The sequence below is a fragment of the Trueperaceae bacterium genome (assembly GCA_023954415.1).
In the GTDB taxonomy this organism is placed as follows: Bacteria; Deinococcota; Deinococci; order Deinococcales; family Trueperaceae; genus JAAYYF01.
Genome location: JAMLIB010000006.1, coordinates 167241 through 179958 on the forward strand (window position 1 = coordinate 167241; position 12718 = coordinate 179958).

11 protein-coding genes and 2 tRNA genes are annotated in these 12718 nt (G+C 70.5%); 9 read left to right on the forward strand and 4 right to left on the reverse strand.

Annotation, left to right across the window (positions count from 1 at the left end):
- The first annotated feature begins 71 nt into the window (after positions 1-71).
- Positions 72-146, forward strand: a tRNA-Cys gene (locus M9914_09415).
- Positions 147-299: 153 nt separating this feature from the next.
- Positions 300-374, forward strand: a tRNA-Val gene (locus tag M9914_09420).
- A gap of 161 nt (positions 375-535) precedes the next feature.
- On the opposite strand, the gene M9914_09425 is transcribed toward M9914_09420, so the two are convergent.
- From M9914_09425 to M9914_09440, 4 genes are all read right to left on the reverse strand, one after another.
- Positions 536-1249 carry an NAD(P)H-hydrate epimerase gene (locus M9914_09425; protein ID MCO5174394.1) on the reverse strand — a complete coding sequence of 238 codons (714 nt, stop codon included), beginning with the start codon at positions 1247-1249 and terminating at the stop codon, positions 536-538.
- A gap of 18 nt (positions 1250-1267) precedes the next feature.
- A complete protein-coding gene (locus M9914_09430) occupies positions 1268-2008 on the reverse strand; it encodes a YebC/PmpR family DNA-binding transcriptional regulator (GenBank protein ID MCO5174395.1) in 741 nt (246 codons plus the stop codon).
- Positions 2009-2221: 213 nt separating this feature from the next.
- On the reverse strand, positions 2222-2728 hold the full coding sequence (locus M9914_09435; GenBank protein MCO5174396.1) for a DUF4384 domain-containing protein: 507 nt from the start codon (positions 2726-2728) through the stop codon (positions 2222-2224).
- 87 nt (positions 2729-2815) lie between these two features.
- Entirely contained in the window at positions 2816-3160 is a 345-nt protein-coding gene (locus M9914_09440; protein MCO5174397.1) for a hypothetical protein, read from the reverse strand.
- Between the two features lie 169 nt (positions 3161-3329).
- Between M9914_09440 and M9914_09445 the strand changes: the two genes are divergently transcribed.
- From M9914_09445 to M9914_09475, 7 genes are all read left to right on the forward strand, one after another.
- Entirely contained in the window at positions 3330-4364 is a 1035-nt protein-coding gene (locus M9914_09445) for a DnaJ domain-containing protein (GenBank protein ID MCO5174398.1), read from the forward strand.
- Positions 4361-4831, forward strand: a complete 471-nt coding sequence (locus M9914_09450; protein MCO5174399.1) for a helix-turn-helix transcriptional regulator — start codon at positions 4361-4363, stop codon at positions 4829-4831. Before M9914_09445 ends, M9914_09450 begins: the two co-directional genes overlap by 4 nt.
- Before the next feature lie 12 nt (positions 4832-4843).
- On the forward strand, positions 4844-8284 hold the full coding sequence (gene smc / locus M9914_09455) for a chromosome segregation protein SMC (GenBank protein ID MCO5174400.1): 3441 nt from the start codon (positions 4844-4846) through the stop codon (positions 8282-8284).
- Positions 8281-9063, forward strand: a complete 783-nt coding sequence (locus M9914_09460) for a biotin--[acetyl-CoA-carboxylase] ligase (GenBank protein ID MCO5174401.1) — start codon at positions 8281-8283, stop codon at positions 9061-9063. The genes smc and M9914_09460 overlap by 4 nt, the downstream gene beginning before the upstream one ends.
- A gap of 284 nt (positions 9064-9347) precedes the next feature.
- The gene (locus M9914_09465) at positions 9348-10004 is read left to right on the forward strand and encodes a response regulator (GenBank protein ID MCO5174402.1); all 657 of its coding nucleotides are present in this window, start codon (positions 9348-9350) and stop codon (positions 10002-10004) included.
- Positions 10004-11269 carry a HEAT repeat domain-containing protein gene (locus M9914_09470; GenBank protein MCO5174403.1) on the forward strand — a complete coding sequence of 422 codons (1266 nt, stop codon included), beginning with the start codon at positions 10004-10006 and terminating at the stop codon, positions 11267-11269. Before M9914_09465 ends, M9914_09470 begins: the two co-directional genes overlap by 1 nt.
- 3 nt (positions 11270-11272) lie before the next feature.
- Positions 11273-12661, forward strand: coding sequence for a glycosyltransferase (locus M9914_09475; GenBank protein MCO5174404.1), 1389 nt, complete (start codon positions 11273-11275; stop codon positions 12659-12661).
- Positions 12662-12718: the final 57 nt, after the last annotated feature.

Consider the following 12718-nt stretch of genomic DNA (forward strand, 5'->3'; position numbering starts at 1 on the left):
GTGGTCCCGCCGCCCCGACTTCGAACGCGCGTTGACGTCCCCGACGGGCGCGTGGTACCTTCTGTGAGCTTGGCGCCGTAGCCAAGCGGTAAGGCAGAGGTCTGCAAAACCTCGATTCACCGGTTCGATTCCGGTCGGCGCCTCCATCTCCCATCCGGTCGGCGCTCGCCTCGAAGGGGGCGCCGGACGAGGGGCAGCGGGAGGCCGGACCTGCAGGCAGGCGCGGGAACCGCACGGGAGCGAGAACCGCGGGGAGTTGGAACAGCTAAGGAGTGGAGACAGCGGGGAAGTTGGAGCGAAGGCGCGTAGCTCAGTGGGAGAGCGCTACACTGACACTGTAGAGGTCGACAGTTCAATCCTGTCCGCGCCTACCAATAAGGGATGAGCGTCACGGACGCTAAGTCGAACGCCCCCGACCCTATCGGGGGCGTTTCCTTTCGTCGGTTCCGTGGCTAGTCGATGCTAAGGGGTACGCAGGGTGACGGGGCGCCCAACCCCGTCAAGCGCGCCACCGGCCTTCGAGTCGTGGTCCGGCTCAGGAAGCGTCTACCTCGGTGATGAAGCCCGGCAGCTCGACGGGCGGCAGCCTGAGCGCCTCCATCAGTCCGGGCGGCAGGGCGAGGTCGCCGACGAACAGCCTGCCGACGTGCCCACCCGGCCTCACGCCCACCTTGGGGAGAGCGACGCTAAGGGTCATGGTCGCGTGCACGACGTCGCCCGGCGTGCTGCCGTCGTCGACGTTGAGCCCGGTCGGGGTATCGAGCGAGATGACCATGCAGTCCGTCTGCGCGTGGTTGAGGACCGTGATGACGTCGAGCGTGCGCCCGCGGGGTGGGCCTTCGAGGTTCGTGCCGATGGCCGCATCTATGATGCAGCCGAACTTCATCTTCGGCAAGCTGGTGCGGACCTTGACGCGCTCGAAGTGGCGCAGGTGCTCGAGCTGCTCCTTCGGCGTGCCGGAGTAGTTCTCGGCCTCGTGGGTCGGGACGACCCAGACGCGCCTGCCCCGGGCCGCCAGGAGTCTGGCGGCCGCCAGGCCGCCGCTACCGTTGTTGCCACGCCCTGCGACGACGAGCACGGGCCCCTCCGTGCCGTAGGCGTCCACGAGCTCGACGAGGTTGCGCGCCGTATGCTCCACCAGGACCCGGTTGTCGAGCCCGAACTTGCCGGTCGCCAACATGATCAGCTGCTGCATCTGGTTCGCGTTGATGGCTGGCAGGTCGTCCCAGCGGACGTGCGGGAAGCTCATGCACACCCTTTCTGCGGCTTAGCCGGCGGCGTCGACGCTCTCGCCGATACTGTCGAGGTCGGCGGTCGTGTAGACGTTCTGCACGTCGTCGAGGTCTTCTAGGCTCTCGAGGAAGTTCATGACCTTCTCGGCCTCGTGAGGGGTGAGCGCCGTCTGCGTCTGCGGCAGCTTGGTGATCTGGACGACGTCCACGGGGAGGCCGCGCGACTGCAGCCCTTCCACGACCGCGTAGAGGTCGGCCGCGGCGGTGTAGATCACCGAGGTGCCGTCGTCCGCCTCGAGGTCATCGGCGCCGAGCTCGATGGCGGCCTCCTCGACGGCGTCGCCGGTCTGCTCGACGGTGATCATCCCCTTCGTGTCGAACTGCCAGGCCGTCGAGCCGGACATGTTGCCGCCGTGTTTGCTGAACACGTGCCTGACCTCGCCGGCGGTGCGGTTCTTGTTGTCGGTGAGGGCCTCGACGAGCATGGCCACGCCGGCCGGCCCGTAGCCCTCGTAGTAGACCGGCTCGAAGTTCCCACCCTCGCCGCCACCGAGCGCGCGTTCGATGGCGCGATCGATGTTGTCTATGGGCACGTTGTCCGACTTGGCGGCGGACAGCGCGTTCTTGAGGGCGAGGTTGGTGGTCGCGTCGCCGCTATTGCCGCTCCGCACGGCAGACTGGATGGCTCGGACATGCTTGCTGATGACCTTGCCACGCTGTTTGTCGTTGGCGCCCTTCTTGCGTTTGATCTGGGCCCACTTGCTATGTCCTGCCAAGACGGTTTTTCCTTTCCAAGGCGGGGCGTCGCCAACGCCCATCGCCGCTGCGTGCGCGCCGACGGTGACGCCGAGCTCTCACGCACGTCGCAGCGGGAACCCGCCACGGCCTTCTCATTCTATATCCCCCGCTCACGCGTCACGGCCCGCTTGGCGCGGGCCGTGGTTCGCAGGTTGGGTTGTGCAGGCGCACGGCGGACCATGCCGCCAGGCTCAGCGGATGTAGAAGTCCGTCTCCGCTACGTCACGCACGGGGGAGGGGCGGATCTCGAGGGAGATGGCGCTCGACCATTCGCCGTCGCCGTAGCGCCCCACGTAGCGCACGTTGCCGTCGGTGGCAGTGGAGGTGAAGCTGGCGCGCACGCGCTGCAGGCCACGCGGCGGGTTGACCGTGTAAACGTGCCGAGCGCCCGCGAGGGGCAGATAGGTCGCCCCGGCCGAGACGGGGATGTTGCGTTCGAAGACGTAGATCCGACCGTCTGGGTCGAGCGCCGTCAGGGTCACGTAGCCGCTCTGGGTGGTGACGATGCGGAACTCCACGTTCTCGCCCGGGTAGTAGCTCGAGCCGGCCCCGCGCGTGGGCCTGAAGTCCTGGATGACGCCGCTCAGGGAGATGTCGTCGCTCACGAACCCGCCCGGCCGCACGTAGATCGTGCAGGCAGAGGCGAGGAGGGCGACCGCGAGCGCCACGAAGGCGAGGCGAAGCGTCTTGTATCTCATGTGGGCCTCCTGGTGGTCACTTCAGTGAGTGTAGCAACGGACTCGTGAGCACAGGCGCGAAGCGCCTTAACCGTACCTTCGGCCAGATCACGGCTGGCTCGAGACGTTGCGATCGTAGGAGGTGAGCAAGTACGGGAGGTCGGTCTGGTGGTAGCGTCCGCGCTCGTCGTACCAGTAGATGTATGCGCCGAGGGACTGATCGCCTACGCCACCTTCGCTCGCGTTGCCGGAGCGCGTGACCTTACCGTCCACGAGGCCCGTGAACACGGCCTTGCCGTCGTACGAATAGACCGTTATGTACATCCGCTGGGCGGTGTACTCCTGGATGCTGCGGCGGATGCGGTTCTGAGCTTCGTTACGGCACGCCGTGGCGCATAGCGCCAGCAGCAGGATGCTCAGGGCCACCACGACCTTCTTAGAGGTGAACTTCACGCCTCACCACCCTTCCTGGCCGAGGGCGCGGCTCACGCGCGGCCTCAAGGACCGAAGCGGTCCCTGACGCTCAGGCGCCCGAACGCATCAGGCCGACGCCAGGATAGCATCGCCCCGCTCGCCATCCAGACTTTAGTGCTTGAGGCTCAAGCAATGTATGCTTCCTGGAGTGAGCCGCACCCTTCGCGACCCCTACGAGGTCCTCGGCGTCCAGCGCGACGCATCACCAGACACGCTCAAAGCGGCTTACCGCCAGAAGGCGCTGCGGTATCACCCGGATCGCAACCCCGGCGACCGCGAGGCCGAGGAGCGCTTCAAGGAGGTCTCGGAGGCCTACGCCATCCTGCGCGACCCGGACGCTCGCGCGCGCTACGACAGGTACGGAGCGCAGCAACCCGCCACGTACCGTCACGACACGAGCAACGTCGACTGGCGCGACGTGTTCCGCGAGGCCGACATCCATGTCGATTGGGGCGGCCAGAGCGGGGTACCCCAGACGGGCAACGCGGTGTTCGACATGCTCTTCGGGATGATGTCCGGCGTCCTCCGCCAGGCCGGCATGGTGGCCGGACGCACTTACGAGGTACGGCTCGGGCTGAGCCTAGGGGCCTTGCATGACGGCACGGAGGCGACCATCGCCGTCCCCGGGCCCAGCGTCTGCCAGACGTGCAAGGGCACCGGGAGGGTCGATGCGAGCCAGGTCGGTGGCCGTTCGCCGGGGCCCTTCGAGGCGACGAGCGCCCCTCAGAGCGCCATGGTCGTGTGTCCGGACTGCGGGGGCCGGAGGGTAAGGCGGGCGGGGGTGAGGCTGAGCGTGAGGGTGCCCGCCGGCGCCGGCCTGGGCGGCAAGCTGCGGCTCGCGGGCGCAGGCGAACCGGGCAACCCGCCGGGTGACGTCCTCGTTCAGGTGGGCTGGGCTCAGCCGCAAGGCGCGAGCGCGAACGGCCTGGACGTGACGGGCCGGCTCACGCTCACGCCCATAGAGGCCGCGCGCGGCGCCGACGCCGAGTTCGACGGCGTGAGCGTCACCGTCCCGAAGGGTAGTCGGGCGGGCGACACCGTCGTAGTCCGCGGCAAGGGCCTGATCGGCCAAGGCGTGAGCGGCGACCTGAGGCTGACCCTCGAGACCGCTTGGCTGGAAGGGGCGGCTCGCGCCGCCGGCCGCTGGTTGCGTAAGCTGACGCAAGGAGGCGAGCGCAAGTGAGGATACGCATACACGAGCTACTGGCAGCCGCAAGCGCCTCTGGTGGCGGAGGCCACGGCAAGGACGACCCACACGCCGTGGACCAGGACAAGCCGCTCTACGTCATCAGCGTGGCCGCCGAGCTGGTCGACATGCACCCGCAGACGCTGAGGCTCTACGAACGCAAGGGGCTCATAGAGCCGAGCCGCAGCGCCGGCAAGACGCGCCTCTACTCGCAGCGCAACATCGAGCAGCTCCGCGAGATCAGGCGCCTGACGCAAGAGCTGGGCGTCAACCTCGCCGGCGTCGAGGAGATCATCAGGTTGCGCCAGCGGCTCGACGAGTTGCAGGCCTCGATGGAGGGTCGCATCACTAACATCCAAGGGCAGTTGCGCGACCGCCTGGACGCCCTGAGGAGCCGCGCCCTCGCCATGCCGGACGACGAGGCCGGCGGCGAGCAGCCCACCGACGAGAACGACGAAGGCTGAGGGTACCGGCGCGTGCGATTGGCGTCCCTGACGCTGCAAGGTTTCAAGAGCTTCGGCAACCGGGTGAGCATCGAGTTCGCGCCCGGCGTCACCGCCATCATCGGTCCGAACGGTTCGGGCAAGTCGAACGTCATCGACGCGCTGCGCTGGACGACCGGCGGCGGCCGCGCGCGCGAGTTCCGCGCGACCGACAAGACCGACCTGATCTTCCACGGTGCCAGCGGCAAGCGCTCGGTCGGGCTCGCCGAGGTGGAGGTCGAGCTGAGGGACGGCGCTAGGAGCGTCAAGGTCTACCGCAGCCTCGACCGCGAGGGGACCACCCGGCTCAAGCTCGACGGACGCAACGCGAGGCTGCTCGACGTGGAGGACGCGCTGGCTGGGAGCGGTCTCGGGCGCTCGGGTGTGGCGATCATCGGGCAAGGCGAGGTCAGCCAGGTGTTGATGGCCGACCCGGCCAAGCTCCTGGAGTACGTGGCCGAGGCGGCCGGGGTGGCCCGGCTGGCCGGCCGTAGGGAGCAGACCTCGGCGCGGCTCGATACGGCCACGCAGCACCTGGCGCGGCTGCAGGACGTACTCGTCGAGCTGGCGGCGCGCGGCGCGGCGCTGGAGAGGGAGGCGAAAGACGCCGGCAGGCACGCCGGTCTGAGCGCCGAGCAGCTCGCGCTGCGCTATACGCTCGCCGCCGCTCGCGTGAGCACCTTGCGCTCCGAGCTGCGCGAGCTGGAGGAGCGACGCGGGCTGCTCGAGGCCGCCATCCTGGAAGGGCGGGAGTTGCTCGAGGCGGCGCGGGCGGCGACCAGGTCCGGGGCCACCTCCCGGGACGCCGCCGAGGAGCGGTACCGCGAGGCGTCGGCCCAGCTCGAGTACCGGCGGGGCAACCTGAGGCTCGCCGAGGAGCGCCTCGCGCGCCTGACGGAGCGCCTCGGCGACCTGACCGATCAGGCGGAGCGCGCGCGCGCCGAGCTCACGGGCATCGAGGCGGCCATGCCACCTACGGAGCCGGAGGAGTCGCCGGACGCCGCGAGCAGGAGCGTCGAGACCGCCCTCGCGGCACAACGCGAAGCGGAGGCCGCGTTCGCCTCCGCCGTCGAGCTCGAGGGGGTGAAGCGGCAGGCCTTCGAACGGCGGCGCGCCGAGCACGCCGAGGCCGAGAGGGCGGCCGCGGCGCTTGGCTCGACGCGCGCGGCCATCGAGGACCAACTGGCGAGGGTGAACGAGCAGCTCGCCGGCCTGGCGGCCGACACTGAGCTCGCCGACCTGCCCGCGGCCGTCGCACGCCAAAACGCGGCCGCGGCCGAGCTGGCGCGCGTCGAGGCGCACGTCGAGACGCAGCGGGCGGCGCTCACGCGAGCGCACGAGGAGCATGCGCTCCTGAGCGCGGAGGCCGTCTCCCGCACCCGCGCCGCCGGCCGCAGCCGGGCGGCGTTCGAGGCCCGCCGCGGCTTCGCGCAAGGCCCGCGCAACGCCCTGAGCTCCGGCCTGCCCGGAGTGGTGGGGGCCGTGGCCGACCTCGTCAAGGTCGCCCCCGAGTATCAGGAGGCGATCGCGGGCGCCCTCGGCAGGCGCGCAGAGTACGTCGTCGTGACGGACGCCGACTCCGGCGAGGCCGTCATCGGCCACGTGCGGCGCGCGGGCGGCTTCGTGACCGTGCTGCCCCTCGACCTGCTGCGGCGCCAGCCCGAGCGCGGCTACGGCTCGTTCGCCACGCGCCGAGGCGTGGTGGCTCCCGCCTTGGAGCTCGTGAGCATGGCCTCGCAGTACCGGGTCCTGTTCGAGAACCTCCTCGGGGGGACCGTGGTGGTCGGGACGATGGCAGACGCCACCGCCATCGCGAGGCAGGAGGCGCAACGCCCACGCCTCGTCACGCTGGAGGGCGACGTGGTGGAGGCCACGGGCGCCATGTCCGGGGGCAAACGCTCGCAACACGCCACGGTCCTGGGCGCCGCCGCCGAGCTGGAGGAGGCGGAGGCCGCCGCTGCCACGGCGACCGCCGCCAGCGAGGCGAGCGCCGCGCGACTGACGACGGCGCAGGCGTACCTGCGGTCGCTCCTGGACGAGCAGCGCGCGGCCGCCGATGAGAACCGGGCCGCCGCACAGGCGCTCGCCGCCGCCCGGGAGCAGCACGCCGGGCACGAGCGGCTCGCCGCCGACCTTCAGGCGCGCAAGGAGCGGTTGATCTCAGAGGCGGCGGCGCTCGCTGCCACAGAGGTCGGAGACGAAGAAGGGCGATCGGTGGCCGCGCTCGCGCTGGCCCTGGCGAGCGCCGAGGCCGACCTGTCGACCGCCGCCGCGGACCTGGAGACCGTCAGGGCGCTCGCGGAGGAGCGTAAGCTCGCCGCGAGCTCGGCCAAGCAGGCGGCCGCGCTCGTCGAGGAACGGTGGCGCACTTACCTCGACGCAGAGGCGCGCTTCGCCGCCGGCGTGCAGCGCGCGCGCGCGCTTCGCGACGCCCTGGCGACGACCGCCGAACGCGAGGCCGAGCTGGCCCGCGAGCTCACCGAGGCGCGCGCCGCTCGCGACCTCGCCGAGGCGGCCGTTCCCGCGAACCTCGACGCCGAGGAGAGCGCTCTCAAGACGGCGCGCGAGGGCCTGGCGGCGGCGGAGGCCGCCCTCGCCCGCGCGACCGAGGCGCAGGCCACACGCGCCCAGGAGCTGGAGGAGGCCAAGGTCCAGTCCGCCCGCCGCGAGACGGCGCTCGAGCTGGCCCAGGAGGAGCTGCGCGACTTCCCTGACGGCCTCGTAGCGCTCGACACGAGCGAGCGCGCCGCCAGGGCCCGCCTCCGCGAGGTCGGTGAGGAGCTCGAGGCGCTCGGCGCCGTCAACCACCGGGCGGTAGCCGACCTGGCCGAGGCGAAGGAGCGCCTGGAGAACCTGGAGGTCGAGGCGGTCCAGGCGACGCTCGCGGTGACCGAGCTCCAAGCGGCCCTTGAGCGGATCGACAAGGAGACGACCGTGCGCCTCGGCGGAGCCGTGGAGCGGCTCCAGGAGTCGTTCGGCCGCCACGTGCGCCAGCTGTTCGGCGACGACGGCCGCGGCGGCATCGAGGTCGAGGCGGACGGAGCAAGGCCCGTCGGCCTGCGCATCCGCCTGCAACCGCCGGGCAAGCAGACCCAGTCGCTGCACCTGCTCTCCGTCGGCGAGCGGACCATGGGGGCGCTCGCCTTCCTGTTCTCGCTGCTCTCGGCGGACGGGGCGAGCCTCCCGGTCGCGGTCCTCGACGAGGTCGACGCCCCACTCGACGAGGCGAACATCCGCCGTTACGGGTCCTTCGTCGAGCGCCTCGCCCAGCGCGGGACACAGTTCGTCCTCATCACCCACCAGAAGGCGACCTTCGAGATCGCCGAGGCCATCTGGGGCGTGACGACGGAGCAGGGCGTCTCACGCGTCTTCAGCGTGCGCAAGGAGCCGGAGTCGGGCGCGGGGCAGCTGGCGGGCACGCTCCCCGTCCGATGAGTTCGGTCCGGCGGATCGACTGGCGCGTCGAGCATCATGATGTCGTCGACTCGACGCAGGACGTCCTCAAACGCCGCCTCGCGGAGGGCGATGACGTAGCGTGGGTGGTGGTCCGCGCCGGAGCCCAAACGGCCGGCAGAGGCAGGCGGGGAGGTGAGTGGCGTAGCGGCGCGGGCGGCTCCTACTCGACCTTCGCCGTTCCAGAGCCGCCAGGGGTGGGCCCCACGCCCTTGCTCCCGTTGGCGGTCGGTGTCGGCGTGGCGGAGTCCCTGGCAGGCGCCGGCGCCCCGTGCGCAGTCAAGTGGCCCAACGACCTCTACTACCGCGGCAAGAAGCTGGGCGGCATCCTTGTGGAGCGGGCCAAAGGTCACCTCCTCATCGGGATCGGCATCAACGTCGACAACCCCATCCCGCCGGGCTCGGTGGCGCTGGCAGGCGTGTTGACGCGCGCGGCCGTCCAAGACCTCGTGCTCGAAGGCGTCGAGACGGCGCTGGAGCTGATCGCCGAGGCGTCGGAGTCGCTCCCCGACGACCTTCGCCGCCGGTTCGCCGCCCGCGACTGGCTGTTCGGCAAGCTCGTCACCGTCGAGGACGCCGTCGCCCTCGGCGGGATCTCCGCCTCCGCCGGACAGGCGGACGGCGTCGCTGGTCCCGCGCCCAACCGTAGTCTGACGGGCGTGGCCCGCGGCATCGCTGCCGACGGCAGCCTGCTGCTGCAAGTAGGGGAGAACGAGGAGCCGTACCGCGTGAGAGCCGGCACCATCGGCACGTACCGATGAACGCCGTCCTACACGCCATCCCCGCGCTTGGCAAGTGAGTTTCGCCCCACACGACGTTCTTTGCCACAGCTATCCTTCTTCGCATGCATCGGGACCTTCGGGCGGCCGATGGGGGCGCAACCGCGCTAGTAGTGCTTCACAGGGGGCGGGATCAGCAAGGGATATGCGGTGCCATAAGCGCCGCGGGCTGGCACGTGGTGGTGGCAGCCAACGGCGAGGCGGCAGTCGCGCAAGCGCGGCTCACACTGCCAAGGTTAGTGGTAGTCGACGCCAACCTACCGAGGTTGCGCGACGGACGTCACCCGGCCCAGGTGCTCGGGCGCCTGCGCGACGGTGGCGAGAGGGCGGAGCTCGTGCTCGTAGCGACCCGCAACGACGCCTACGTCGCCGGGCTGGCCAGCGTCGCCGGGGCCAAACGCATACTCCTAGCGACGGACGGCACGGTGACCGGCTACGGCGATGCCCACGCGCGGCACGCCCCTGAGACCATCCCTGGTCCAGAGGTCTGGATCGTCGACGACAGCCCCGCCATCCGGCTGTTGGCAAGGAGCGCGTTCCAGAGGGCCGGTTGGCAACCGACCGAGTTCGAGGACCTCCATTCTGTCCAGGGAGCGCTCGCCGAGGGGCCGGCTCCCGCCGCCGTCGTCCTGGACGTCTACCTGCCCGACGGCAACGGCCTGCACCACGCCAGGGAGTTCGTCGAGCGCGGGGCTGCCGTCATCATGCTCAGCAACCTCGCTGGACCCGAGCAAGTGGAGCAGGCGTTCGCGGCCGGTGCGATCGACATCGTCGCCAAGCCGCTCGACATGCGCAGCCTCGTGGCGCGCGTGGCACGGGCCGTCGACCAGGCGAGTGGAACCGACCGCCTCGGCGACGGGAACGCGGTCGGCCCAAGCTACTCGCCGGCAACGAACGGAACAGCGACCCTCGAAGCCATCTGATGCGCCGGGCGAAGCTGATCGTCATCTTCGTCCTGATACTCGCCGCCTCCACCACCGTCGCCATCACCATGGGCGCGCTCCTACTCAGGTACGGCACTACGGGTGCCGACCAGTCGGTCTCCTGGCGTTCGCTCGTCGTGGCCATGACCGGCGTCGGGGCAGCCATCGGCCTCATGACCATCGCCCACCTGTCCTTGTTCGCCGCGAGGCAGCTCGGCGCCGAACGGACGTCCAAGCGCACCGAGGCATGGTTGAGGACGTGGAGCGCGGTAGCGGCCGGTGGCGAGCCACCGGCGGTCGCGAAAGGCGAGTTGGTCGCGGCCTCGGAAGGGGCCTCTCTCCTCATGCAGGAAATCGAGGGGCGCGAGGCGGTCCGTCTTCGCGCGGCCCTCGACTCCGCCGGCGTGACCGGGAACGACCTACGCATCGCGGCAGCCGGAGGCACCGGGTCGACCGCGGGAGCTTCCGCCGCTCTCGAGCGCCTGGCCTGGGCCGCCGTGCCCGCCGCCATGCCCCTCTTCCGCAAGGCGGCTACCAGCCCGGAACCGCGCGTCGCCCAGGCGGCTTTGCTCGGCGCCTGTCGTGTGCTCGGAGCGCAGAGCGTTCCCGAGCCGCTCGGCCGCGACGTGGTCGCCGCCATCGTGGCGCATGCCGCCTCCGCTCGTGAACCGTACGGCTCACGAGCGTTCCTCGCCGCGGCCATGGCGACGACCGGCCGCCATCAGGCGTGGCTGGCGGCGACGCTGCTCGGGCGTCAGGCGCCCGAGGCCGTCAGGGCAGCCACGTTGGACGCCGTCGGGATAACACGCACGAGCGAGGCCGGAGCGGTCGTGTCCCAGTGGCTCGGCTCGAACCGCGGCTCCAGGCGCGCGGTCGAGGCCGAGGTCCTGTCCGCCGCCCTCAAGGCGCTCGCCCGTCTAGGGCATCTGGACGAGGCCGCCGAAGAAGCGGCCGTGGAGGCCACGCGGCACGAACGTACAGGCGTGCGCGTCCAGGCGGCGCACGCCCTCGTGGGTGCCACCCCGGAGCGCGCTCTGCCCGCCTTGTGGGAGTTGTTGGCCGACAAGGCGTTCGACGTGCGTCTCGCGGCCGCGACCGCGCTCACGGCGTGCGGCTCCACGGGGGAGGCGCTGCTCAAGCGCTGCGCGACGTCACACCGCGACCCGTTCGCGATGGACATCGCCAGCCTCATGCGTTCCCGACGCGCGCCGGCGGCGCTCGAGACCTCCAAGCCGGCGGCGACCTACGCCTCGAGCGGAGACTGAGCCGTGTCGCTGTCGGAAGTACTACAGCTCTTCGTCCTCCTCACCTTCCTCGTCATCAACGGCGGCAACACGGCCGCCATCGTCCTCGCCGCGAGGGCGAGCATGCAGCGGGAGCGGCGCGTCTCGACCCTCGAGGAGAAGGTCCTCATGCGCTCCGCGACCTACTTGCCCGTGAGCTTCCTAATCCCGGCCTACAACGAGGAAGCGACGATCGTAGAGAGCCTCCAGAGCCTGCTCGCCATGCACTACCCGGAGTTCGAGGTGATCGTGACCAACGACGGCTCCAAGGACGGCACCATGGCGGCGATGGCGGAAGCCTTCGAGCTCGTCCCGTGCCTGCCGAGCCCCCGGCGGTTCACCTCGCATACGACCGTGCGAACGGCGTACCGCAGCAGGACGCGCTCCAACCTGTTCGTCCTCGACAAGGTGAACGGAGGCCGAGCCGACGCGCTCAACGCGGCCCTCGAGCAGGCGCGCTATCCCGTGGTCGTGCTCACGGACGCGGACAGCCTCATCGATCCCGAAGCGCTCCAGCGCGCAGGCACGCGTTTCCTGGACGAACCCTCGCTCGTGGCGCTCGGGGGCACCATCAGGGTCGTGAACGAGGCCGACGTGGTCGACGGGGCGGTGGTGCGGCCGCGCACGCCGCGCAACTTCATCGCTCGGTGGCAGCTCCTCGAGTACCTGCGCGCGTTCATCACCGCTCGGGCCGCCATGAGCCAGGTCGGCTGCCTGATCTCGGTCTCAGGGGCGTTCGGGATCTTCCGTCGGAGCGCGTTGCTGAGCGTCGGCGGGCTGCGAACGGACACCGTCGGCGAGGACCTGGAGCTGACGATCAGGCTTCACCGTCACTTCCGCGACCTGAAACTGCCGTACCGGATCGAGTTCATGCTCGACCCGGTGTGCTGGACGCAGGTTCCGGAGGAAGCCAAGGTGCTTGCCAGGCAGCGCGACCGGTGGCACCGCGGCCTGTTCGAGGCGCTGTGGGCGCACCGCGGCATGCTGTTCCGCAGGAGCTACGGTCTGATCGGCAGCATGGCGCTGCCGTACGCCTGGTACGTGGAGGGCCTCTCGCCCGTCCTCGAGGTCTCCGGCTACCTGACCATCATCCTCATGGCCGTGCTCGGGACCTTGGACTGGCCGTTCGTAGGCGCCTTCCTGGCGCTCTCCGTCGGCTACGGCACCCTGGTCGGCCTCGCCAGCGCCGCACTCGACCAGACGCTGCCACACTCGCCCAAGAGCGCCGGCGACCGCTACCGGCTGTTCATCGCCGTGATGACCGAGAACCTCGGCTACCGCCAGTGGCTGGCCGTCGTGCGGGTGCTGGCCATGTTCAAGATCAAGAGCAGCAGGGGCAAGTGGGGGGCGATGACCAGGCGGCGGTTCAGTTGAGCACGGGGTCGGCAGGGAAGACCGCCTAAGTCTTCGCGAACTGCGTCGAGCACGCGG